Source organism: Niallia circulans (assembly GCF_007273535.1).
Classification (GTDB): domain Bacteria; phylum Bacillota; class Bacilli; order Bacillales; family Cytobacillaceae; genus Niallia; species Niallia circulans_B.
On the sequence record NZ_RIBP01000001.1, the window covers coordinates 276,067 to 299,620 of the forward strand.

Below are 23,554 nucleotides of genomic sequence, written 5' to 3' on the forward strand. Positions count from 1 at the left end.
AATCATGAGTAATATAAAACTAGGTGTTTCTTTATTTAGTTTTTCAACAGATTTTGTTAAAGGAATTCTTACATTAGAAGATTGTATTCGTTCTGCTGCTGAAATTGGCGGTGAAGGATTCGAGCTTGTTGGCGCATCAATGTTGTCTACATATCCATATGCTAATGAAAAAGCAGTCAAAGAGTTTAAAGCGATGAGTGATCATTATGGAATTAAATTTGTATCCTACGGTGCGAGTGCAGATCGAGGGGTTACTTCAGACCGAGATTTAACAGATGAAGAGCTAATTCAATCTGCAATTCTTGATATTAAAACGGCGAATAAATTAGGATGTGAAATGATGAGAGTACAATATCATCTATCACCAGCAGCAATTGAACAATTAGTTTCTTATGCGGAAAACTATGGAGTTAAGTTAGGCGTAGAAATTCATAATCCTGATAATCCATCGTCTCCTAAAATTCAGAAATATGTAGAATTATTTGAGAAACTAGGCAGTGATTATGCTGGGTTTGTGCAAGATTTTGGATGTTTTGCAACAAAACCTAACAAAGTATATTGGGATGAAGCACTTGAGAATGGGGCGCCACTTGAATTATTAGAAATGGCTGCAAACTTCCGTTATGATAATGTACCGAAAGAGGAAGCGATGAAGAAATTAATAGAAGCAGGGGCAAATGGGGCTGTTATTGGTGCTCTACAAGGTATGTACGGTTTTGTACAATTTAGCCATAAACCAGATTTAGAGGGATTAAAACAAATTATCCCACATATTCAATACTGTCATGGTAAATTCCACTACATGCATGAACACCTTGAGGAAGCTAGTATTCCATATGCCGATATTCTAAAAGTTCTTCATGAGTCTAACTTTAATGGATACATTATGTCTGAATACGAAGCCTCCATTGATGCAGTTGAGATGACAAGAAGACATTTACAAATGGAACGTAATATTCTGGAAAATTTAAGATAGTAATGCTAAAAAATTTTAACTTTAAAGAAGAGCTCTGTACAAATTACAGGCTCTTCTTTTTTGTTTTTTACAATAAACAGGTGGTTGTGGTACTAAAAATAAATAAGGGAAAAAACTTATATGGTTTCTAACAAATAGATATTAAAGAAAAATATAGATTATTAACCAATCACTTATTACTCATTAAAGTAGATTAAATATCTAAAGCATTCAGAGTAAAAAAACAATATCTAATGTAAGTGGTTACATTTACAATTTAAATCAGAAAGAGTGTTTTTTAAAGATAAAGTACTGCTTTTTTAATTTATTTTCAACGACAAAAAAGGGGGAAAGTTCATGAGTAAAGTGAGTGTTGCAACTGAAAATCCAGTAACTGTTATTGAGAAACAAGAAAAGCTGCGTATAGGAACTAAAGTTAGCTATGGATTAGGAGATTTTGCGAGCCAATTATTTTGGAGTTTCAGTGGTTCCTATTTAGCTATTTATTATACGGATGTCATGGGAATTGCACCAGCTGTTATTGCAATGATTATGTTATTTTCTAGAATCGCGGACGGTATGTTTGATCCAGTCCTTGGTGCAATAGCAGATCGTACGAAATCAAAGCATGGCAGATTTAGACCTTATATCTTATATGGTACACCGTTCTTAGCGCTATTTAGTGTATTAGCCTTTACATCACCAGCCTTCCTTGGATCTATGGATGCAAAGATTGCATGGGCTTGGTTTACATATCTTGGGTTAAGTGCCTTATACACAGTTGTTAATATTCCGTATGGTTCATTAGCATCAGTGATAACACCAAATCCAGGCGAAAGAACAGCATTATTTTCATTTAGAATGACATTTACTAATCTAGGAAGTGTATTACTCAGTATCGCTTCTATGCCATTAATCATATTCTTTAGTGGTGGCAATGAAAATTCTTTAACTGGTAATGGATATACGATGACAGCTGTAACATTAGCAGTAATTGCAGTCCCACTATTCTATGTGCTTTTCTTTAATTCAAAAGAAGTTGTTCTTCCTATAAATAAAGCAAAAGTATCTTTTAAGGAATCTTTTGTAAGCGTTTTATCTAGTAAATCACTTATTTTGATATTCTTTATGCTATTGACTTCATTAACGGCCTTTTTTGGTAGAATGGGTGTTCAAATCTACTATTATATGTATGTTATCAAAAGAATGGATTTAGTAGCTGTATTTATGCCCCTACCTGCGGTTGGAGCAGTAATCGGAATCTTATTATTTACTCGCTTTGGAACCAAAATTGGCAAAAAGAATTTGTTGTATATTTCATACTTCTTCTCAAGTATTTTTCTAATCGTGCTTTACTTTATAGATTTTAGCAATATCACAATGCTATTAGTTGTAACATTCTTATTCGGATTAGCTCAATTTGGAACACCGATTGTTATGGCGATGATCCCTGATGCAATTGATGAATTGGAGTACAAAAAGGGTGTTCGTGTAGATGGTACTGCTTTTGCAGCAACAAGTTTAGCAACTAAATTTGCTAGTGCGCTTGGTGGCGCTGTAACAGTAGCATTATTAGGTTCTTTTGGATATGTAGCGAATGCAGATCAAACACGTGAAGCAATTGCTGGTATAAATTTGGTAGTAAACATATTACCAGCAATCTGTTTCTTACTAGCCATGATTCCTGTTTTTCTATACAAATTAGATGATAATAAAACTAGAGTGATTAGAGAAGAGTTGGATGCTCAACGTGTGACTGAAAAATAATATTAAAAAATAGATGCACATAACTTTTCCTAGTTATGTGCATTTTAGTTTTCTTAACAAAAGAATAAAAATAACATATAAATTCTTAATCTATATAAAAAGGATTTGTAGTGTGGATAAAAATGTAAAGGAAATAGTCAAAAGATTAGAAAGCCCTTTTTTTAGTGAAAAGTTAAAATTAGATACAGATAATGTTGAATAATAAAAATTCAACTTAAGGAGAGAGATAAAGAATGGAAAATGAAATTCTACAAACGAAATATAAAAAAAACGTACTATTGGTATTAATTTTAGTGACACTTTTTGTCGCTGTACTAAATCAAACTTTTTTGATTACAGCCCTTCCACAAATAATGGTCGATTACCATGTTGATGCTAACATAGCTCAGTGGGTAACTACCATTTTTATGTTAACAAGCGGAATAATTGTCCCAATATCCGCATTTTTTATTGCTAGATTTACAACTAGGCAATTATTCTTTGCAGCCGTTATTTCATTATTAATAGGAACGATGTTAGCAGGAATTGCAACTAACTTTACCATCCTGATAATAGGTCGCTTAATTCAAGCAATTGGGGCTGGATTAATAATGCCGCTTGTCTCAAATATTATCTTACAAATTACAACAAATGAAAATCGTGGCAGTGCAATGGGATTATTAATACTAGTCATTTGTTTTGGACCGGCAATTGGCCCTGCGCTTGCTGGTGCAATCATTGATTACTTTTCATGGAGATACTTATTTTTTGGCACATTTCCAGTTGTATTATGTATATTAATCGCTTCCTTCTTTATTTTACAGAATGTAACCGAGACGGATAAACATACAAAAATTGATGTTATATCAGTAGTTTTATCTACAGTGGCTTTTACTGGAATCTTATATGGTTTAAGTCTAATAGGTACATTAGGTTGGGGAGATATTATAACAATTAGTTCGATTGTGATAGGAGCTATTTCATTATATTTTTTAGTAAGAAGACAATTGAAACTACCAGATCCAATGATTGAATTTAGAGTTTTCAAATATAAAATATTTTCGGTTTCAGCTGTTTTAGTTAGTATTGCCTTTGCAACGATGTTTGGAGTAGAAACAATCATTCCGTTATACACACAAAATGTCGAAGGGACTTCAGCATTGGTATCTGGTCTTATTTTATTACCAGGAGCAGTATTAATGGGGACAATGTCTCCATTTGTAGGGAAATTAACAGATAAAATGGGAATTAAAGTATTGATTTTAATTGGTTTCTTGATTGTTACTCTTTCAACAATCCCGCTTGCGATAATTGGATTTGAAAAAACACTTTGGATGATTGTTATTTTCTATTCGCTGCGAATGATTGGGACAGGATTTCTAATGACGCCAGTACAAACAGGAGCAATGAATGCTATACCTAAGCATTTATACAGACATGGTGTAGCGGTATATAGCACTTTAACTAATATTGCAGGTTCCATCGGTATTTCACTTATTGTAGGTTTATATACAGCTTTAGCTAAGAACTCAAGTCTAGCCGGATTAGAAACAGAAAAATATGCCTTATCTGTCACATTCGTATTTGTCACAATTATTAGTGGGCTTGGCCTTCTATTAGCCTTTAAATTAAAAGATACGACAGTTAAAGAAGAAGTAAAGCATACAAAAGAATTAAGCTCATTAAACAAGTAATAAAAATAGGAGGGAACTACATGTTTGAAAAATATCTTATCTCAGAAAGAACTTTCCACAATGTTGAGAAAAATGACGGAATAATAGGATACGCTGTAGGGTTAAGAATCCCCTATTATCGCGGCATTACCTTATCGTGTATTAATGATATTAACTTAACAATAAATGGGGAGAGTGTTCCCCATGATGCTATGACAATTGTTGTTGAAACAGGTTCGTTTCCATATCGTGAAATTTCAACTGTTATAAATAATAGATGGGAAATGACTGAGGAAGCTGTTGTTTTTGTGAATGCGCCTGGAGGATTGGCAGATAAAGAACATACGATTGAAGCATTTGTAAGTCTGCGAATTTCGTATCAACCACATCCAAATACAGGTGCAGACAAAAAAATATTAAAACTTGGAACAACTAGAAATGTAGATGAGGAGGTTATGAAAAATGGCAGAAACAATTAAAACGGGAGTTTCATTATACAGTTATCAAGAAGAATTCTATACAGGAAAGTTAGATTTAGAAAGATGTATTCAAGAGGTGGCTAAGTCAGGTGCAAAAGGAGTAGAGATATTACCTGAACAAATGATTAAAGGATTCCCGCATATTCCTGACTCTTTTTATGAAACTTGGCATGGCTGGATGGAAAAATATGATCTTACACCGATAGCATATGATGCGTTTTTAGAACTTAAATTATTTCCTAATCGTATCACAACGCTTGATGAATCAGTTGAGATGATGAAAAGAGATATCTCGATTGCTAATAAACTAGGATGTAAGGTATTAAGAACTCTTGTTGCTACACCAATTGAGGTAATAGACGCATCGCTAGAATATGCAGAAGAAAAAGACATAAAAATAGCTTTAGAGGTTCATGCCCCATTCACTTTCGGTACTCCTTGGTTTGAAGAGAGGATGGAATTTATTCAAAAAACGGGAACAAAGTGGTTTGGAATTATGCCTGATTTAGGTGTTTTTGTGAAGCGCATGCCGAGTGTGATGGAAGATTGGCATATTCGACACGGTGCAAATCCTAAAATCGTTGAATATGTAAGCGGTAACTATATGAATAGAGCAGATATGAAAGCAGTTGAGAAAGAAGTACAAAATATGGTTAGTGCAAATGAATATGATAAATTGTTCGCACGATTAGGTACCCATATGGTGTACACAGATCCCCTAATTTTAGAAGACTACATTCCTTATATCATGCATGTGCATGGAAAGTTTTATGAGATTAATAGCCAGATTGAAGAGCCCAGCATTCCTTACAATGAAATTATTTCCGTCCTGAAAAACAATGGATACACAGGGTATGTAAATAGTGAATATGAAGGAAATCGTCATATTCAGGATTATAAAGAGGTAGATAGTATCGAACAAGTTCAGAGACATCAAAAATTATTGCATAAGATTATTCATAATTAGAATAAATATAAGCTGCTTTTTTCTTAAGCACTTGTTTAATTGGTTGTAAAAATATAATTAGATTAAAATCCAATCTTATTATATTTTTACACAGGAGGTTAATATGAAAAAATTAATCGGAATAGATTTAGGTGGGACTACAATTAAATTTGCCATTCTAACTGAAAATGGAGAAGTGCAACAGAAATGGAGTATGGAAACGGATATCAGCAACGATGGAAAAAACATTGTTCCAAATATCGTTGAATCTATAAAGGATCATTTAGGGACATATGGCTTATCAAATGAAGATATTATTGGCATTGGAATGGGGTCTCCTGGTTCTGTGGATGTAGAAAGCGGAACTGTTATTGGAGCATATAACTTAAATTGGGGAGCATTACAACCGGTAAAAGAGCAGATAGAAAGCGGGACAGGAATTCCTTTTTTTATTGATAACGATGCAAACGTTGCTGCGCTTGGCGAACAATGGCTTGGTGCAGGAAAGGGGAGTGAAAATGTTGTATTTGTGACACTTGGCACAGGTGTTGGTGGTGGAATTATAGCGGAAGGGAAATTAGTTCATGGTGTTGGTGCAGCTGGTGAAATTGGTCATATTAATGTGGATCCAAATGGTTACACATGTACTTGTGGAAATATAGGTTGTTTAGAGACAGTCGCTAGTGCTACAGGAATTATACGCCTTGCAAGAGATATGTCAGACCAATATGCTGGAGATTCAAATTTGAAATTTTTGATTGATGATGGTCAGCAATTGACAGCTAAGATAGTAATGGATCAGGCAAAGGAAAATGATCCTTTAGCAGTGAAAGTATTGGATAGATTTAATTTCTATTTAGGTCTAGCTTGTGGAAACATCGCCAATGTTCTCCATCCTGAAACGATTGTTCTTGGTGGTGGGGTTTCTGCAGCTGGGCAAATATTAATTAATGGCATAAATCACTATTTTCAAAAGTATACATTTCCACAAATAAGAAATACCACTAAAATAAAATTTGCAGAACTAGGAAATGATGCAGGTGTAATTGGCGCAGCATCTTTGGTGAGAACGCGATAATAATTATATAAACGCTGAAAGTTAGTTCTGTACCCCAAAAGTTAGAGTTGAAATCTAACTTTTGGGGTTTTTTTTATGGCTAAATATAGTGAGAATTTCAAACAGAAAATTGCTCAAGATTATTTCAATAGTCCTTTATAAAAGATGATACTGGTTATTTATTACTTTTATGGACTTTTTTAAAATCACTGTTAAAATTTTTAAAAGAAAATTGTATACTTTTTTCTTCTTCATTCGTCTTATAAGAACAGGGGGGAGAGATGAATAATTCAGATGATTTAAGAAGTTTAAATTCGGAACTGAATGTTGTTTATCGATATTTAAGAAAATTGAAGATATCACATGAAGATGCAGAAGATATTGTACAGGAAACGGCATACAAATTTCTTCAGTATTATGATTCAATAAGAAATAAAAAAATACGAAGTTGGCTAATACGTGTGGCACTCAATTTTCATTATGATCAAACTCGAAAAAATAGTAGAGTCAAGCTTGACCTAAGGGAGGATCAAGTGAAAACACTCTCGAAGGATTTACCGGAAGAGATTCTTTTGAGTCACGAAAAATGGTCTGAAATTGAATATATTTTATCTAAACTAAAGCCGACATACAGAGAATTATTACTTCTTAAATACATATGGGAATTAAAATACGATGAGATAGCTGAAATTCTTGATTTAAAGGCAAATAACATAAAAACATCCTTATTTCGAGCAAGAAAGGAATTTGCGAAACTGTACAAGGAGGTTTACAGATGAGTTCTAATGATAGTAATCGCGTATCAGAAGAAAATAATAAAGAATTGGATTTTGTTACGAGTCCAACCTTTCAAAAGGCAATCCAAAAAGCAAAGTGGAAACAAACAATTAAATTTTTCATTATCGGTTTACTAAGTACTTGCATCTTATTTTTTGGAATATTTTCCATTGGCCAATATCTACTTCAAAACCGACTTGTGAATGAAGACGAAAGGCTATTTAGTCAAATAAATGGTTCTAACGTTTATATGGAAAGCGAGATGATTGTATACGGATTTTTAAATTTAAGTGCTGTAAGACATATCACCTTTAAGAAGACAATAGATGATCGCGATATCGTTTGGAACAAACAAGAAGTAGAAGTCCCTTTCTTCGGAAGAGAAAATGTAATAGATGATGAGCGGTTTACTGAGAGTACTGAGTTTAGTAAGAGGTTAAATCGTCAGGTTCATTATAATAATTTTACTGGTGAAAGAGAAGTAGAGTTTTTTTATCCCCAATTAGATTATGATATCTTACCAAATGAACTAGATATTGCTACGGAATTAGATGAAAACACATTAGCTGAAGTTGCATTGTCCTTTGATAAAACATACAAGCTTAAAGAAATTCAAAAAATACTGAGAGAAGAAGATATCAATTGGGTATGGGTGAATACGACTTCAAAAGAAAGGTTTCAAAATTTAAAAGCTGATCCAACTCTTCAAGTATTGGATGGTCCGTCTGCCGATGGTTTTCAAGTAGACGATAACTTAATTTTTGCTGCTGAAACCTTTCTTAGTAATGTTAAACAATTAAGTAAGGAAGGAAAATACAAGTCAGCTGCACAAGAAATGGCAATCGGAATTACCTCAAAGTCCTTTCCGAAGATAGAAGACCTTCAAATATCGGGAGTGGTTGTTTCTGGCACACCAAGTGAATTAGGAAAACTTCAAGATTTAGAGATAGTTCGAGCATCAACAATTGGAGCGACAATAGATGTTTATTAAGAATAGGGAAATTTATAATACTACTTAAATTTATGAAAATTATGGGAGGTTAAAGAAAAAGTGAATAAGAAAAAACTTTTAAATATGTTACTATTAATTAGTATGTTAATTTCATTAGGATTTAATTATTCATTATCAAATAAATTGAAAATGAGTGAAAACAGGGTAAATGCTTTATTATCTTCTGGAATGTTTGATGAGGAAAAGGAAAAAGAAAAAGAATAATTATCTCTTTTACTAAAATATAGATTGTTTAGGCTGCTATTAAGGTAGCCTGTTTCTTGTGTGACTTAGGGATTGAGTTAGCGTAAGAACAAAAATGAGCATTGCTATGTACTAAAAGGAGTAATGTAATATGGAAAACTACTATCGTGTACGACACATACCTTCTATATTAGATAAAAAAGGGGCGAATTTAAATGTTAAATCGAGTCATACAACAATTTGGATTGCAGATATTATCGATTAAAGAGGTTGAAGACTCCTTTAGTTCAACTGTTTATAAATGTACGTTGACTAATAATGAAAATGTATATTTGAAAATTCCTTTTTCAAGATTGAAGTATCAGAGAGAGCTAGAAGCCTATGAGATCTTAAAAGGGAGAGTTTCCATTCCTGTAATGTTAGATTATTGGTCTGGTGACGCGGAGTGTGGTGGAGCATTTTTATTATCTGAATTAAAAGGAAACCCGTTAACATTTAAAGCTAACCCAACAGTTGCTTATCAAGTTGGAGTTCTTCATGCTGAAATGCATTCGACTCATCCTCCTGCAAATAAAGTGTTAACAAGTATAAAAAATGAATTTACCAACTGGTCAGAATTTGTAGAAAAACAATTTTATAGTTTTGCTGAAGATGTAAAGGACATTTTGGATGAGAATTTATATAAAAAATCCATTGAAACTTTTGAACAAATGAAACGACAACTTCCGTCTTCAGATGGACCGAGCTTTGTACATATGGATTTTCGTCCTGCAAATATAATTGTAGATAAGGACAATGTATCAGGAATAATAGATTTTGAAAGCGTAAGATTTGGTTCAACAGAAATCGATTTCACCAAACTGTATCGTGATTTCTTAAGTGTTGATGTTAACTTGTATTATGCATATCAAGAAGGCTATAAAAGTATTAGACCATTAATTGACTTAGAAAATGTATTACCTTTTTATCGATTTACTGATGCTTTTAATAGTATAGGTTGGTGTAAACGTCGTGGAATTGAAAAAAATGCGATATTTTTAGAAGAAAACTTAGCGAGAGTAAAAAACTGGTTATTATAAATATCGGTTTTTTTCAACTAACTATGAAGTTGTCCTTAAAGGACTGGGGTAATTAAAAAGAAAATGCTCTTATTTATTATGTTTCTTCTGAAACGATTGAGTCAGGTTAGCACAAATAAGATGATTATAAAGAGGCAGGTGTGTTTTACTTAAACACACCAATAGAGTAATAATACATTCTAATAAGTCATATTTAATACACCATTATCTTTAATTGAATTAATCTCAACATTTACTTTCCCATCATATCCACGGATAAAATAACCAACAATGAATTCCTCTTGTTTTTTTCCATCTTTGTTAAAATAATATAAAACCAGATTACTTTCACTTACATCAGGCTCAAAATTTAGTGAGACGTTTCCTTTAGGCAATACTTTAGGAAGTTTTATATCTTCTTTAAGGTTGCTATAGGTAATAAAGATATCGTCCATAGCTTGTTCAGTGTTATTAGTAACCTTTACTGTTATGCCATCATTCTTAAAGCTTACAAATAAAAGGATAGATATTACTCCTAAGACAATAATAGAACTACCAAGAATAATAAACTTCTTCATGTAATGCTCCTTCCATCTTTTTTTACAATTATTTCATATTTTAAATAAAAATTACATTGTTAAGCATAAATAGAAAAAGATTAGAAATAATTAATGTTATTTGGATGAATACAGAGTTCAAAAAAGTAGAAAAACAATTTTATGCGTCAATTTGGTAGTGTTTTAAAAAAAAATAACTGGTGCAGGTAAAAAGAAAATCTCTAAAGAGTTAATAATAGTGTAAGTTTATGCTTTTTTATGTAATAATTATGTTGTAGAAATGTATTATTTCAATTCATACATAATGAAGGTGGGGATCATAATGGCAACGGGAACGCATTCTGTAGTAGTTCCAGTAGATGTACAAGCAGTTTGGGATTATGTTAGTGATCTCGAAAAATGGGCAACAACAGTACCAGCCTATAAAGAGCATGAAATCATAAATGATAAGCAATCTATTTGGACATTTGAAGGTAATGTGAAAGGTATTAAAAAAACAATACGAGCACAGGTAGATATTACCGAATGGAATGAGCCTTCAAATATTAAATTTGAACTAAAAGGTTTATCAGATAATTTTACAGGCAGCGGTCAGTTTACTGCAGAAGATGCTAATGGTGAAACAGTAATGACTTGTACGGTAGAAATCAATGCAGGCGGATTATCTGGTGTGGTGTTAACACCAATTATTAAATTGGCTGTTCCAAAAGTAGCATCTCGTTTAACAGAATCTATCGCACATAAAATAGCTGTATTCTCATAGTTTAAAAGATGGATAGCAACTATTTTTGGTGATACCTTCTCTGAAGTAAAAATGATAATATGAAGTAACCAATATAATGGTATTAAGCTTAACTAGAAGCTTTATAATTTGTAAAAAAGGGGTTGTCCAGAAAAGGATTGCCTCTTTTTTTAATCAGTTTTTTTATATACGGAATAGGCTGGTTTATTCAATAAGTTATCACAAAAGGAAAGAGCCTTTAATATAAAATAATTATTATAACTACTAAATCAAAAGTTGAAAGGTGTAATTGTCATGATTAAAACAGAAAGATTAATAATGCGACCGTTTAATGAAAACGACTTGGATATTATTATGAATCTTTACTCTAATGAAGAAATAATGAAACATATGCCCAATGATGTCATGAATGTAGAGAAAGCTCAAAAGCATTTATATAAAGTTGTAGGTGGTTGGAAAGAAAAACCGCAAGTGAATTTTGAAATGGCAGTAATTTCAAAAGACGATCAGAAAAAAATTGGCCGTTCCAGAATCCACGTAAATTATGAAACTGATACAGCAATGATAGGTTGGCTATTATTAAAAGAGGGCTGGGGCAAAGGCTATGCAACAGAAATGACAAGGGCATTAATGGATTACAGTTTTGACGTATTGAATGTGCATAGAGTTTGTGCATTATGTCATCCTAAAAACATCGGTTCATGGAAGGTTTTAGAAAAATGCAATATGCGCAGGGAAGCACATTTTATACAAAAGTGTAAATATGTTAAGGGTGACAAAATAATGTGGGAAGATGAATTAGAATATGCCATATTAGAGTCAGAAAGGTAAATTTTTATTTAAGTATTGGCAATTAAGATGTGAACTTTAAAAGTTTTTAAAGAACTGTAGAGAAAGAAGTCCAGTTCTTTTTTTGTGTGGGTAAATATAACATTTGAAAAAATTGGTAACTTGTTTCGGAGATAAGCGTCTAACCAATAGAGAAGAAATAAATACGAGTGTTTGTATTTAAGAATGGGGGATTGGGACGTGAAAAAAGTAATTACAGTTTTTTCTATACTAATATTTTTAATTACAATGGGCTGTACTAAGAGTAATGAAAAGTTAATTAACGGAGATAAACAAATGAACAAAGTGATGGATGATGCCATTTCTAATTATATAATCAAAAAATATTCTACTTCATTTTCCGATACAGAAAAACAATTTGAGGTTCATAAGGTATATGGTACCAATGAATTAAACGGTGTAATTACCGTTTATATGTGGTCTTATTATGCAGGCTATAATAAAAGTACTGGAGTCCAAGAACAATCAGGACAGTCTTTAGCAGCAGTGATAAGATTAAAGGAAAAAGAAGGAGCTTATTCTGTTATAGACTATACAGAACCACAAGATGGAAGTCTGTATCAGTCTTCCTTAAAAAAAATGTTTCCTAAGAGGTATATAAGAAAAGTACATAATGATAGTGGAAATATAGATGAATTACGAAAAGAGATGGATAATAAAGTGGAAAAATGGCTGAATGATCAATCAGTATAAGTATTCTTGTTTAAAAAACTTCATCTATTTTCCCCTAGATTAAAAATAATTATTTAACATCATAGGGGACCATACCGTCACTTATTAAATCTAAACCATGGCTAATAGTGCTCTGGATTATCGAATCAAAGTTTGTTATGTTTGCTTTTTGAGCTGTAGCAAAGAAGCCAGTCATACGAGCTTGGTACATAAGATAATTAAAATTATGAAATGTATTAATTAATTTTTGGGAATAGGTTAGCTTCATGTATTTCTCCTGTCCTAGTATTTATGTGAATAGTACTCTTTTTATTGTAGTGCTTATACAGCAGAAAGTGGAATGTTAATTGTAACCGATCTTTGTTATCTAGCGGATGAAGAAGACTTCTAGATAACACTTTCAAATGTGACAAATGGGAAATGATTCTGAACTTGAATGGAATACATAAGCTTATTTAAACACTAAGCATTTAGATACCATTAAAAATACATATTAAGGGACTTTCTCTATTATAAGGAAAGTCCTTGTAATTTCCCTTCAATAGAAAGGGGGCAGCATTTCAGTAATATATGTAGAAACTTTCTTATGGAAGCAACAGGGCAGGATTATAGCAGAAGGAATTTAAACCAACGACTACAATAGTTATGCTAGTTTTTTACATATGGTTGATTGTATTAGGTTTGATTGGTGGAGAGTGAAGTAATGAAAAGGTTTTTAACGGCAACATTATCCGTTATTTTATTTGCAATAGTATATTCTTCTATTTTTTATACACCTGATTTTGGTTTCTTTTGGTCAATTGTATTTGCTTCTATTTTTGGAGGCCCTGTTTATTACTTTATAGGAATCCAGATATCACTTCTTATTGATATTGGCTTGGATAACATAATAATAGAATCAAAAAAGGCAAGATTAATACTTATTAAAAGAAGATACCAACTTTTAGATTAGTACCTTTTTTAATCCTTGCTATTTCTTTTTTCTATTGACTCAAGGCCAATATTTTTCTTCCGGTTCTTCTTTACCGTCCATAACTGTGGGAATTGAGTTCTTTAATTTCTTATTAATGCTGTTTAATACAAATAATATCCTTATGAAAACAATAATTATAGTTGGTCCTTCACCTTGACCTAAAAAATTAATTATGTATAAACTTATTGTTGATATTACAATGGACAATAATAGATACAATACCAAATACCTCCTGAAATTAAATATTATTCCATAATTTTAATATAACTTAATATTAACTTATCATCTATACATATAATTTATGGCTAAGTACTAAAGAGGACAGTATCCCTTTGAAATAAATGGACTGTAATGCTTTCCTAATTAAATCCTCAGGATAATAGATTTTACAAGTTAGTAGTAATTACGGAAGTTGAAGAAGGTATTCGGGTTTTAATAAAGAATTTATTAATGGTGTCACTTTAAGATAGAAAAAGACAGTTTGATTTGGAGTTATCTGTAATAAAAAAAGACAGCATAGTACTCAATCATAATCCTTCTTTATTTTATTATTTTTTACTTTTGAAAGCGTTTTATATAAGGTTGCTTTTTCTTAGCAGATATAAATAAGATGTATTCTATGAAAAGAAGAATGAATTGAGAACAGTAAAATAAACTAGAGGTGGAAATATGAGCAAAATGCATGATAATGAATTGGATGTTAATCTAAGTTTTATCAGAGATCTAATCAATGAACAGTTCCCTCAATTTTCTACGTTACCCATAAAACCAGTGAATTCAGTTGGTACGGTAAATCATGTTTACAGGCTTGGGGAAGAGCTTTATATTCGCCTACCCAGGGTTGAGGAATGGGCAGATATAGAAAAAGAGTGGAAATGGATTCCTTATCTTGCTTCCCGCTTGTCACTTAAAATCCCTGAACCGATTTTCTTAGGTAAACCAACTGCTTCCTACCCTGTGAACTGGGCAATATACAAATGGATAGAGGGCAGTAATTATTCTGATGAGTTAATTCAAGACGAAAGAGAATCCGCTAAGGATTTGGCGAACTTTGTCAATGAGCTGCACTCACTTGATGTGCCAGCAGATGCGCCTAAAGCAGGGAGATTACCTTTGCTTGAGTTACATCAAAAAACATTAGAAGGTATTGAAGAAGCTGGCGATTTGCTGGATAGAGACAGAGTATTGGCAGCATGGGAAGAAGCGTGTAAAGCCTCTGCTTGGAATGGTAATCCAGTCTGGATTCATGCTGATTTGCTTAGAACAAATCTTTTGGTTCATTCCGGTCGGTTAGCTGCGGTCATCGACTTTGGCGGTGTTGGTAAGGGAGATCCGGCGTTTGACCTCATACCAGCTTGGAGTATATTCAACTCCCAAGGACGGAAAGTCTTTCAAAATTCCATTCATGCTGACAAAGATACGTGGCTTCGTGCCAGAGGGTATGCACTTCATCAGGCAGTGCTTATCATTCCATACTACCGAGAAACCAACCCTCAATTTGTTACGCAAGCAAAAAGAACACTGGGTGAGATTTTAGCAGATATGGACTCAGGAGAATAATTAAAAAAGATGGATATTTCGGCTTGTTAAAGATGAGAAATATTCTTTGTGCTTACATGTCCCATAGTTATTCCGTCTTTCTATAAATTTCTAGTATGAGTGATTCTATTGAAATAATTCCCTGTCATGTTCTGTCTTGGCAGGGATTTTGTGTTGTTTTAGAGCAGAATTAAATGAAAGTCCAACAATAATAACTATCATGAGGAGAAGAATATAAATAATCTTAAGGTAATGTAGAGTTCACTATAAAAAAGTTTAACGTAGTTAAAACAATTACTTTTTGAAAAGGTTAACTTTGGCTTGAAAAAGGGCTTTTTATTAATTTTTTAGTGCGAATTCCTCGTTTTTCTACAAAAAGTGACAAAAATCCGTCTTTTTTTTAGTGATTTGCTTCACATTTGGTACATATTACCGATATAAAGGAAAAGTACATATGGAGGAGATCGTTTTTATGAATTCTACGATTCAGGCAGTAGTCAATATTGCCCCGATTATAAAAGATACACTTGGACCGACAGCCGCAATGGGTGTGCTGGATACGGAGAAGTTTGTATTTTTCGCCCCATCAACTCTATTAAATTTGGACATTCAAGTCGGAAGGTCAAGGCTTGATGAACACGATGTCTATGTGCAGGCACTTAGGGGTGAACATATTGTTTCTAAAACAGAAGATGACAAAATATTCGGTGCGCCAGTCGTAACATCCATCACGCCAATTAGGGATATTGAAACAAACGAAATCGTTGGACTGTTATCTTTATCACGAACATTAGAGCACCAAGATAAGCTAGATAAAGAGCTTAACAAAATTAATGAGGTAATTGATGCATTGCAAGGTAAGGTGCAGTATGTAGCTGCTCAAGCTGAAGAGCTTTCTGCAACAAGCAGTGACATTAACGATCAAGCAAAAAGTGCAAACCAAAACTCCCGCCAAATAGGTGAAGTAGTTCAATTGATTGAACAAATTTCTACGCAGACAAATCTGCTTGGATTAAATGCAGCCATCGAAGCGGCTCGTTCTGGTGAAGCAGGAAGAGGATTCGGTGTTGTAGCAGATGAAATTAGAAAACTATCTAACAATACAAAGGACGCGGTGAAGACTATCGGTAAGTCCTTAACTGAAATTCGGGCTAGTATTGAAAATCTAACCCTCAGCATCAATGAAGTGTCCACTTCATCAGATGAGCAGTCAGTCATTATGGTTGAATTCATGGATGATATTCAAGCCTTGGATGCAAAAAGTAAACAAATAATTGAAAATATGAAGAAGGTAACTAACCAGGAATAGGAGAGTAAATTATGCATTTAACACTACAAGCGTTGGTTAAACTTGCGCCTGAAATTAAAAAAAACCTTGGCGAAAATTGTGCTGTGGTTGTTACAGATACAGAAAATTTCATTTTTTCTTCTCAGTCAAAAGATTTAGACTATAGTGTTAAGGTCGGTGACTTTGCCTTTACTGACGATAATGATATACTGCGACAAGCACTTAATGGCGAAAAAATAAAGATACATATTCCAAAAGAACGCTATGGCGTTGGCATGCACTATTCTGCCAATCCAATTCGTGATGAAAACGGTGAGATTGTCGGTGTTTTTCAAATCACGAAAACATTGAAAGACGAAGAAATTTTAGATAAAGATCTGGATGAATTACGCGCTATTGTCAGCAGTCTGCAAGGAAAAGTACAGCAGGTTGCTGCTCAAGCGGAAGAACTTTCCGCAACAAGCACAGATATAGATGGCCAAGCAGCACATGCTAATGCAAATTCTCAGGAAATTAGCAAGGTTGTTAAATTGATTGAAGACATTTCAGCACAGACGAATTTGCTTGGCTTAAATGCTGCAATTGAAGCAGCACGTTCAGGTGATGCCGGCAGAGGCTTCGGTGTCGTGGCAGATGAAATACGCAAGCTTTCCATCGGTACGAAGGATGCAGTTGGCACAATCGGTAAATCACTGCAAGAAATACAGAAAAACATGGAGAATTTGACATTGAGTATCGGTGAAGTCTCAACTGCATCAGCAGAGCAATCCCGTGTAATGGTAGAGTTTATGGAGGATATCCAAAACCTAAACGACCAAAGCAATGAGATCGGCCAATACATCAAAACTATCACTTCTTAAAAAGAATTTTTATTAGTAGGGATACTTCTATATAACTACTTTTTAATAAATTTCGATTAACAACTAATCAGTCGAAATGAAGGTAAAAGCACACATACCTTCTGGAATTACTGATTGAGTTATAGATAAACAAGTTTTTTTAAGAGCATGTTAATTGTATTGAGTAACATGGTTACATATAAAAAGTGAGTATGGGTTTAGTTTATTGAGGTAGTCATGGATAAGTACGAGGAAGTATCCACGATTAATGGAGTGGATAGCATACTCTACTATTTATTATGACAACTAGTTACTGAGAATGGGGGATAAATATATGAAGTCTTTAGTATATTACGGTTCAAAGGATGTAAGAATAGAGGAAGTCTCTGCACCAGCAGTTACAGAAGGAACTGTCAAAGTCAAAGTTAAATTCGCAGGTATATGTGGCACAGATTTACATGAATATTTACATAAGACATTTGTAACAGAGGATAAAATGATTTTAGGTCATGAATTTACGGGAGAAATTGTCGAAGTCGGAAGTAATGTAACTAAACTTAAAGCTGGCGACAGAGTTGCCATTGAACCAATTTGGGGCTGTGGCGAGTGTGATACATGTAAAACAGGGAATTATAATATTTGTCCTGATATGAAATCATATGGCATTCACGAAAATGGCGGATTCGCTGAATATGTTGTAGTAAAAGAGGCTAATGTATTTGTGTTACCTGATACACTTAGCTATGAATACGCAGCTTTAGTTGAACCACTTGCCGTTGTATTGCAGGCAATTAGGAAAAGCAAGTTCAAAATTGGCGATAGTGTCGCTCTGTTTGGGGCAGGACCAATCGGACTACTGTTATCTGAAAGCTTAAGAGCAGCAGGAGCTAGTAAGATTTTCGTAGCGGAGGTTAGTGAGGAACGCAGAAATTTAGCACTGAAAATGGGAGCAGATGTTGTAATCAATCCGCTGGAAGAGGATGCCGTTCAAATTATTAAAGAACATACAAATGGCGGAGTGGATGTTTCCTTTGACGTTGCTGGTGTGGAAGCTACCTTCAACCAATCACTTGATTGCATCAAACCTAATGGTGAGTTCATGATTGTAAGTGTGTTCGCTAATCCAATTACGTATCACCCGACAACTCAAGTAGTCAGTGAGAAAAAAATCAATTCCTCTCTAGGTTATAATAATATCTTTGCCCAAGCGATCGATCTGTTATCGAAGGGTTCATTGAATGTTGAACCAGTCATCACAAGTATTATAGAGTTAGATAATATTGTGGAAGACGGTTTTGAGAAACTGATAAGTGATAAAAAAGAATGTAAAATTTTAGTTCGTCCGAGCTAATGAACATAAGTATATAAATCTAGGTTAAAACTGAACTATTTTCTCGAATATCGAATAATAGTTCAGTTTTTTTTGATATTTTTAATCTCGAATTCATAATTTATTAAAGTTAGAAAAAATAATTTATTATTCATGTTTAGATAGGGATAGGCTGTATTTTAGTTTTGTCCCAGCTTCTTTTCTATGTTGTTTTTATACAAAAATAAGTGTAATAAGTATATTGACTATGTAAAATAGCATAGAAAGTAAGAGGGAATTTAATACCCTTTTCGTTTTGTAAATCAGAAGTATAAAAATAATTGTTATGCTAAGTAAAACTAGGGGATTTAAATATAAAGAAAGCAGTAAATTTTTGCTGATCATTTCTTGTATTAACACTTGAAATGCAGTAATGATAAGATTTATAGAAACTAAATAGTACACAAAATGGGCATTCAACTGTAAATTTAAAACTTTATTGGCTATTATTAAATAAAATGTAATAGATACGTAAACAAAAAATAGAATAGTTGCTATTATGAATAGGATTAGCATTAACAAGACAAGTTTATAGTTAATATCTGTTTGGAACAATTTTATGAAATGATAATATTCATCTTCATCAACTAGCTTATATCCATAACCTAACATAAATAATTGACATCCGATTAATAGGACAAATATTAAAACAGTAGACACCTTTTTCATTTTTCACCTACTTGAATTTTTCGAAATAATTTCCTTTAATTTTTTGATATCGGAATGAGATTTATCTAATCTGCTAAGCTTGCCCTCACTAAGGATAAGGATTTCATCTGCCATTACGTTTATAATATCGATAGAGTGAGTGGATAATATGACAGAATGTTCGCCACTGCTAACAAATTCCTTAGCCATATTCGCGAAAAAAATAACCGATACAGAGCTTACCGATTTTATGGAGGTACACAATAAACATTACTCGGTTCAAATGATGTGTGATGTATTGGCTGTTCCGAGAAGTACCTATTACCATTCTTTACAGAAAATAGAGTCCACCCGTGAACGTGAAAATCAGGCGATAACCAAGAAAATAATACAAATCCATCAAGAGAGTAAAGAACGATATGGCGCCTCAAAAATACATCGAACACTTCTAGAAAGTGGGCTCTCTGTGAGTTTAAAACGTGTACAGCGACTCATGACAAAAGCAAAAATCCGTTCGATAACCAAGAAAAAATACCGTCCATACTCCACCCGAGAAAAAGTGATGGAACGCAAGAACCTGTTAAATAGAGACTTCTCTACCACCACAATCAACGAGAAATGGGTCGCAGATATCACCTACATTTACACGGTAAGATACGGATGGTGTTACCTGGCTTCTGTAATGGATTTACATTCCAAGAAAATTGTCGGTTATTCGTTTTCACGTTCCATGACAACAGACTTAGTAATGACCGCTTTAGGAAACGCTTACTCTACTCAAAAACCAGCCAAAGGTTTACTTCTACACACAGATCTAGGTTCACAATACACAAGCTCTGAGTTTATGCAATACGTTGAATCTCATGGCATTATTCAATCATTTAGCCAAAAAGGTTGTCCTTATGATAATGCCTGTATCGAGTCCTTTCACGCTATTTTAAAGAAAGAAGAAGTAAATCATGTACAATATCAAGACTACCACAAAGCCAAACTAGCGATGTTTCAATTTATTGAAGGTTGGTACAACAGAAAAAGAATACATAGTAGTTTGGATTACAATACTCCTCAGACAGTGGAAGATCAAATGAAACAATCAGCGTAGTTCTTAACTTTTTTGTGTCTAAAATATTGACTCAAATCCAGACTCTATTCGATACTTTCTCTTGTACTAACAATTTTGACACCTCCTAAAATAATCTCCTTGTGCAGCTTTTAAATCAAACATCTCTAAATTAGAATGCTCAATTCAATTCCCATTATAGGGATAAATAAAAAAAGATAAATACTTCACTTAGATTGTTATGAATATTGTCAATCTTTAAAGGACTTTTAATCTAATGTTTAATATTTTTAATGATATTTTAAGACTACTTTTTAGAAAGAGTAGCTTTTTCCTTTTAGTTGACTACGCTATTAAAAGGGTATTAACCTAGATTATTTGATTGTATGATAAGGGTTTATTTGCTATGTAGGCAGATAGGGATTTATTGGATTCATAGATTATTTAGGATATGAATGTATTGTTTATTAAAAGTACTCTTAAAATTGATAATAAATATATTATCTGAAAATGTTTTTGTGGAGAATTTGTGAAGAAATGTATTAATAAAATGATAAATTACAAAAAGAGAAAAGAAAAAACACTGTTTCTTTTACAGAAAGGAAAAAGTATAAATGAATCTATAAATTAGCATGTAATTTTGGTGATTTGGACATTTTAAATAACAATAAAAAGCCTTGAAAATCAAGGCTTGTGCATGTTTAAAAAAAGGAGAATAACCTCTAACCTACAGTCTTTGGAATAGTTACCTTAAGAAGACGTGATTGAAATCAAAGATATAAAAATACGAAAGCTGTTTCCGCTTAAATGCCTTTAAGTAATTAAACATAAAAATACGTAAGCTATCTCTTTAATTATCTTGCTATTCCCCAGCATTGCATCAATTGGTGTATGCCTTCCTCGATTTTGTCAAATGGGATGCCGCCAAATCCTAACAAAAACGTTGGATACTTATATTCAATTGGCTTTAACAGATAATCAGTTACAGGGTAAATGGCAATAGAGCTTTCTGCTGCAATTGTTTGTAGCTCCTTTTCACTTTTTTGGAGGGGAAGGGAAATTAAAATATGCATCCCGGCCTGATCTCCAGTAATCATAACTTCAGGATAATCTGTATGAAAGATATGGGTCAATTTATCGAGCTTCTTACGATAAATTTTCCGCATTCGGTTTAAGTGTTTGGAAAAATGACCGTCTCTCATAAAGCTTGCTACTATATGCTGATCGAATCTTGGTACTGTTGCTGAATAATAATTGAATGTTTCCTTATATTTTTTCAGCAATGGTGAAGGCAAAACAAAATAGGCCACTCGTAATGAAGGCATTAATGACTTGGTGAACGTGCTCAGATAAATCACCTTATCGTTTTGATCCATTCCTTGCAGGGCGGGAATGGGTTTTCCGGTGTATCGAAATTCACTGTCATAATCGTCTTCAATGATGTAGCGATTTTCGAGCTTTGCTGCCCAATGCATTAGCTGTGTTCTTCTTGTGGCGGACAGGACAGCACCAGTTGGAAACTGGTGGGATGGCGTGATGTAAACCACATTTGCATTTGTTTTTTCCAGTTCATCGACAATCAATCCATCTTCATCAACTGATATCGGAATTGCTTTATTTTGCAGTTGAATTCTAGGGATGGCCGAATAGCCAGGATTTTCAAGGGCAAAGTTTGAATCATTTTCAAGCAGTCTTAAAATCATCGGGAGGAGCTGTTCTGTTCCCGAGCCAATGACAATTTGCTCTGGTTTACACACAATTCCTCGTGATTGATACAGGTATTTTGCTATTTCAGTCCTTAATGTGTATTCCCCTTGAGGTTCTCCATTCTGTAACAATTCCTTAGAAGGAAGATCATATAAATTTTTTGCGTATTTTCTCCACAGTGGAAAAGGAAAGGAGTCTGTATCGACTTCTCCTGGATGAAAGTCAAATTGAATATTTTGATTTTCTGCATGCTCCACAGGCAACTCAACCTGTTCTGTTTCAATATAAGGTAATTCATTAATATCCTCTACAAAATAACCTATCCGCGGTTTTGACATAATAAAGCCCTCTGCAATCAGCTGAGCATACGACACCTCAATGGTTGTTTGGCTGATGTTCAAAAATTCGGCCAACTTTTTTTTGGAGGGAAGTTTTGTGCCAACTTCAATTTGTTGCCGCAAAATAGCAGTTTTGATACCAATATAAAGCTGTTCATACAAGGGTTTTGTTGTGTTTTTATTCAGTTCAAACATAAGCATATCCATTTGGAACCCTCCGTTCTGACCATGTTGTTTTTTGGAAAAGTGGCACTTTTTATATTGTCAGATTTCATTATACTAGTAATCATTAAAGAAGTGGAAATTCTTTTTATAAATTGGTATACAACCACGTGGAAATAACAAGGGGGATTTACATGTTCACGACAGAACAAAACAAAACAAGAATTCTGGTTCTCAATGCACTATTTATTACTTTAACGTTTCTGGCTACAATGTTTATCAATATCAGGCTGCCGCTGATGGGTAATGGGGGACTTATTCATTTGGGTAACGTACCGCTTTTGATTGCTGCCTTTGTTTTTGGCAAAAAATCAGGCGCAATAGTAGGCGCCTTCGGAATGGCTCTGTTCGATATTGTTTCAGGCTGGACATTATGGGCTCCATTTACATTTGTTATCGTTGGAGCAATGGGCTATGTAGCAGGCCTTATTGCTGAAAGGATGCCAGGCAAAAAGGTTTACGTACATGTACTGGCAGTAGTTGTCGCCCTAATTATCAAAGTTGTCGGCTACTATTTCACAGAAGTTGTCCTTTACGGAAACTGGATTCAGCCATTCGGCTCCATCCCAGGTAATATCATGCAGCTCGTCCTTGCTGGAGTTATTGTTGTGCCACTTGCAAATGGATTTATGAAAAGGGTTGGGCGTTCTAATTCCATATAATTAACAGGAATTTGCAAAAGTTGTTTTTGGCTTAATTTATACAGGTTTATTTGTAAATCTTCTATAAAAACAATATGGTAATCGAGGGCATTAATCCGACAAGGATTAATGCCCTTTTGCAACCATCCACTCGATTTAACAGTAATCATTTTGTATTCAATCTGATAATGGAATAGATGTTTACTAAAAACAAACAAGAGAAA

General features: G+C 33.6%; 23 protein-coding genes and 1 pseudogene. 20 read left to right on the forward strand and 4 right to left on the reverse strand.

Features of this window, described 5'->3' with window-relative positions:
- Window positions 1–4 precede the first annotated feature (4 nt).
- The 10 genes from CEQ21_RS02225 (at window position 5) to CEQ21_RS02270 (ending at window position 9,907) form a co-directional block, all read left to right on the forward strand.
- Window positions 5–976 carry a sugar phosphate isomerase/epimerase family protein gene (locus CEQ21_RS02225; RefSeq protein WP_185763057.1) on the forward strand — a complete coding sequence of 324 codons (972 nt, stop codon included), beginning with the start codon at window positions 5–7 and terminating at the stop codon, window positions 974–976.
- A gap of 336 nt (window positions 977–1,312) precedes the next feature.
- Window positions 1,313–2,722, forward strand: coding sequence for an MFS transporter (locus CEQ21_RS02230; protein WP_185763058.1), 1,410 nt, complete (start codon window positions 1,313–1,315; stop codon window positions 2,720–2,722).
- A gap of 233 nt (window positions 2,723–2,955) precedes the next feature.
- A complete protein-coding gene (locus tag CEQ21_RS02235; RefSeq protein ID WP_185763059.1) occupies window positions 2,956–4,395 on the forward strand; it encodes an MDR family MFS transporter in 1,440 nt (479 codons plus the stop codon).
- A gap of 20 nt (window positions 4,396–4,415) precedes the next feature.
- Window positions 4,416–4,853 carry a C-glycoside deglycosidase beta subunit domain-containing protein gene (locus CEQ21_RS02240; RefSeq protein WP_185763060.1) on the forward strand — a complete coding sequence of 146 codons (438 nt, stop codon included), beginning with the start codon at window positions 4,416–4,418 and terminating at the stop codon, window positions 4,851–4,853.
- Entirely contained in the window at window positions 4,837–5,820 is a 984-nt protein-coding gene (locus CEQ21_RS02245; RefSeq protein ID WP_185763061.1) for a sugar phosphate isomerase/epimerase family protein, read from the forward strand. The genes CEQ21_RS02240 and CEQ21_RS02245 overlap by 17 nt, the downstream gene beginning before the upstream one ends.
- Before the next feature lie 103 nt (window positions 5,821–5,923).
- Window positions 5,924–6,877: an ROK family glucokinase gene (locus CEQ21_RS02250; protein ID WP_185763062.1), complete on the forward strand. Its 954-nt coding sequence runs from the start codon at window positions 5,924–5,926 to the stop codon at window positions 6,875–6,877.
- 260 nt (window positions 6,878–7,137) lie between these two features.
- Window positions 7,138–7,635, forward strand: coding sequence for an RNA polymerase sigma factor (locus CEQ21_RS02255; protein WP_185763063.1), 498 nt, complete (start codon window positions 7,138–7,140; stop codon window positions 7,633–7,635).
- Entirely contained in the window at window positions 7,632–8,624 is a 993-nt protein-coding gene (locus tag CEQ21_RS02260) for an anti sigma factor C-terminal domain-containing protein (RefSeq protein WP_185763064.1), read from the forward strand. Before CEQ21_RS02255 ends, CEQ21_RS02260 begins: the two co-directional genes overlap by 4 nt.
- Window positions 8,625–8,684: 60 nt before the next feature.
- The gene (locus CEQ21_RS02265) at window positions 8,685–8,849 is read left to right on the forward strand and encodes a hypothetical protein (RefSeq protein WP_185763065.1); all 165 of its coding nucleotides are present in this window, start codon (window positions 8,685–8,687) and stop codon (window positions 8,847–8,849) included.
- A gap of 194 nt (window positions 8,850–9,043) precedes the next feature.
- Window positions 9,044–9,907 (forward strand): aminoglycoside phosphotransferase family protein, encoded by an 864-nt coding sequence (locus tag CEQ21_RS02270; protein ID WP_185763066.1) that lies wholly within the window; start codon window positions 9,044–9,046, stop codon window positions 9,905–9,907.
- A 179-nt stretch (window positions 9,908–10,086) separates the two neighbouring features.
- Here CEQ21_RS02270 and CEQ21_RS02275 read toward each other — a convergent pair whose 3' ends face one another.
- Window positions 10,087–10,464 (reverse strand): hypothetical protein, encoded by a 378-nt coding sequence (locus CEQ21_RS02275; protein ID WP_185763067.1) that lies wholly within the window; start codon window positions 10,462–10,464, stop codon window positions 10,087–10,089.
- Window positions 10,465–10,765: 301 nt separating this feature from the next.
- Here CEQ21_RS02275 and CEQ21_RS02280 point away from each other — a divergent pair, with 301 nt between their 5' ends.
- The 3 genes from CEQ21_RS02280 (at window position 10,766) to CEQ21_RS02290 (ending at window position 12,727) form a co-directional block, all read left to right on the forward strand.
- Window positions 10,766–11,206, forward strand: a complete 441-nt coding sequence (locus CEQ21_RS02280) for a CoxG family protein (RefSeq protein WP_185763068.1) — start codon at window positions 10,766–10,768, stop codon at window positions 11,204–11,206.
- Between the two features lie 273 nt (window positions 11,207–11,479).
- Window positions 11,480–12,016 (forward strand): GNAT family N-acetyltransferase, encoded by a 537-nt coding sequence (locus tag CEQ21_RS02285; protein WP_185763069.1) that lies wholly within the window; start codon window positions 11,480–11,482, stop codon window positions 12,014–12,016.
- 198 nt (window positions 12,017–12,214) lie between these two features.
- Window positions 12,215–12,727, forward strand: coding sequence for a hypothetical protein (locus CEQ21_RS02290; protein WP_185763070.1), 513 nt, complete (start codon window positions 12,215–12,217; stop codon window positions 12,725–12,727).
- Window positions 12,728–12,776: 49 nt separating this feature from the next.
- On the opposite strand, the gene CEQ21_RS02295 is transcribed toward CEQ21_RS02290, so the two are convergent.
- Window positions 12,777–12,974, reverse strand: coding sequence for a hypothetical protein (locus CEQ21_RS02295; protein ID WP_185763071.1), 198 nt, complete (start codon window positions 12,972–12,974; stop codon window positions 12,777–12,779).
- Window positions 12,975–13,409: 435 nt separating this feature from the next.
- On the opposite strand from CEQ21_RS02295, the gene CEQ21_RS02300 reads away from it, so the two are divergent.
- Complete coding sequence (locus CEQ21_RS02300) at window positions 13,410–13,658, forward strand: hypothetical protein (protein WP_185763072.1); 249 nt, start codon at window positions 13,410–13,412, stop codon at window positions 13,656–13,658.
- Window positions 13,659–13,697: 39 nt separating this feature from the next.
- On the opposite strand, the gene CEQ21_RS02305 is transcribed toward CEQ21_RS02300, so the two are convergent.
- On the reverse strand, window positions 13,698–13,898 hold the full coding sequence (locus tag CEQ21_RS02305; RefSeq protein ID WP_185763073.1) for a hypothetical protein: 201 nt from the start codon (window positions 13,896–13,898) through the stop codon (window positions 13,698–13,700).
- Window positions 13,899–14,348: 450 nt separating this feature from the next.
- Between CEQ21_RS02305 and CEQ21_RS02310 the strand changes: the two genes are divergently transcribed.
- The 5 genes and pseudogenes from CEQ21_RS02310 to CEQ21_RS02330 form a co-directional block, all read left to right on the forward strand.
- Complete coding sequence (locus CEQ21_RS02310) at window positions 14,349–15,239, forward strand: aminoglycoside phosphotransferase family protein (protein ID WP_185763074.1); 891 nt, start codon at window positions 14,349–14,351, stop codon at window positions 15,237–15,239.
- Window positions 15,240–15,690: 451 nt separating this feature from the next.
- Entirely contained in the window at window positions 15,691–16,527 is an 837-nt protein-coding gene (locus CEQ21_RS27345; RefSeq protein ID WP_328593450.1) for a methyl-accepting chemotaxis protein, read from the forward strand.
- 11 nt (window positions 16,528–16,538) lie between these two features.
- A complete protein-coding gene (locus tag CEQ21_RS27215) occupies window positions 16,539–17,366 on the forward strand; it encodes a methyl-accepting chemotaxis protein (protein WP_185763076.1) in 828 nt (275 codons plus the stop codon).
- A gap of 313 nt (window positions 17,367–17,679) precedes the next feature.
- Window positions 17,680–18,696: a 2,3-butanediol dehydrogenase gene (locus CEQ21_RS02325; protein WP_185763077.1), complete on the forward strand. Its 1,017-nt coding sequence runs from the start codon at window positions 17,680–17,682 to the stop codon at window positions 18,694–18,696.
- Between the two features lie 835 nt (window positions 18,697–19,531).
- A pseudogene (locus CEQ21_RS02330) lies at window positions 19,532–20,464 on the forward strand (IS3 family transposase); the annotation flags it as partial.
- 812 nt (window positions 20,465–21,276) lie between these two features.
- On the opposite strand, the gene CEQ21_RS02335 reads toward CEQ21_RS02330, so the two are convergent.
- Window positions 21,277–22,674, reverse strand: a complete 1,398-nt coding sequence (locus tag CEQ21_RS02335) for a MocR-like pyridoxine biosynthesis transcription factor PdxR (protein ID WP_185763079.1) — start codon at window positions 22,672–22,674, stop codon at window positions 21,277–21,279.
- 149 nt (window positions 22,675–22,823) lie between these two features.
- Between CEQ21_RS02335 and CEQ21_RS02340 the strand changes: the two genes are divergently transcribed.
- On the forward strand, window positions 22,824–23,351 hold the full coding sequence (locus CEQ21_RS02340; RefSeq protein WP_185763080.1) for an ECF transporter S component: 528 nt from the start codon (window positions 22,824–22,826) through the stop codon (window positions 23,349–23,351).
- Window positions 23,352–23,554 lie beyond the last annotated feature (203 nt).

Excerpts from the sequence above, each read along its gene's own strand:
- CEQ21_RS02225 (WP_185763057.1), top strand. The coding sequence starts at position 5 with ATGAGTAATATAAAACTAGGTGTTTCTTTATTTAGTTTTTCAACAGAT.
- CEQ21_RS02230 (WP_185763058.1), top strand. The coding sequence starts at position 1,313 with ATGAGTAAAGTGAGTGTTGCAACTGAAAATCCAGTAACTGTTATTGAG.
- CEQ21_RS02235 (WP_185763059.1), top strand. The coding sequence starts at position 2,956 with ATGGAAAATGAAATTCTACAAACGAAATATAAAAAAAACGTACTATTG.
- CEQ21_RS02240 (WP_185763060.1), top strand. The coding sequence starts at position 4,416 with ATGTTTGAAAAATATCTTATCTCAGAAAGAACTTTCCACAATGTTGAG.
- CEQ21_RS02245 (WP_185763061.1), top strand. The coding sequence starts at position 4,837 with ATGGCAGAAACAATTAAAACGGGAGTTTCATTATACAGTTATCAAGAA.
- CEQ21_RS02250 (WP_185763062.1), top strand. The coding sequence starts at position 5,924 with ATGAAAAAATTAATCGGAATAGATTTAGGTGGGACTACAATTAAATTT.
- CEQ21_RS02255 (WP_185763063.1), top strand. The coding sequence starts at position 7,138 with ATGAATAATTCAGATGATTTAAGAAGTTTAAATTCGGAACTGAATGTT.
- CEQ21_RS02260 (WP_185763064.1), top strand. The coding sequence starts at position 7,632 with ATGAGTTCTAATGATAGTAATCGCGTATCAGAAGAAAATAATAAAGAA.
- CEQ21_RS02270 (WP_185763066.1), top strand. The coding sequence starts at position 9,044 with ATGTTAAATCGAGTCATACAACAATTTGGATTGCAGATATTATCGATT.
- CEQ21_RS02275 (WP_185763067.1), bottom strand. The coding sequence starts at position 10,464 with ATGAAGAAGTTTATTATTCTTGGTAGTTCTATTATTGTCTTAGGAGTA.
- CEQ21_RS02280 (WP_185763068.1), top strand. The coding sequence starts at position 10,766 with ATGGCAACGGGAACGCATTCTGTAGTAGTTCCAGTAGATGTACAAGCA.
- CEQ21_RS02285 (WP_185763069.1), top strand. The coding sequence starts at position 11,480 with ATGATTAAAACAGAAAGATTAATAATGCGACCGTTTAATGAAAACGAC.
- CEQ21_RS02295 (WP_185763071.1), bottom strand. The coding sequence starts at position 12,974 with ATGAAGCTAACCTATTCCCAAAAATTAATTAATACATTTCATAATTTT.
- CEQ21_RS02300 (WP_185763072.1), top strand. The coding sequence starts at position 13,410 with ATGAAAAGGTTTTTAACGGCAACATTATCCGTTATTTTATTTGCAATA.
- CEQ21_RS02310 (WP_185763074.1), top strand. The coding sequence starts at position 14,349 with ATGAGCAAAATGCATGATAATGAATTGGATGTTAATCTAAGTTTTATC.
- CEQ21_RS27345 (WP_328593450.1), top strand. The coding sequence starts at position 15,691 with ATGAATTCTACGATTCAGGCAGTAGTCAATATTGCCCCGATTATAAAA.
- CEQ21_RS27215 (WP_185763076.1), top strand. The coding sequence starts at position 16,539 with ATGCATTTAACACTACAAGCGTTGGTTAAACTTGCGCCTGAAATTAAA.
- CEQ21_RS02325 (WP_185763077.1), top strand. The coding sequence starts at position 17,680 with ATGAAGTCTTTAGTATATTACGGTTCAAAGGATGTAAGAATAGAGGAA.
- CEQ21_RS02335 (WP_185763079.1), bottom strand. The coding sequence starts at position 22,674 with ATGGATATGCTTATGTTTGAACTGAATAAAAACACAACAAAACCCTTG.
- CEQ21_RS02340 (WP_185763080.1), top strand. The coding sequence starts at position 22,824 with ATGTTCACGACAGAACAAAACAAAACAAGAATTCTGGTTCTCAATGCA.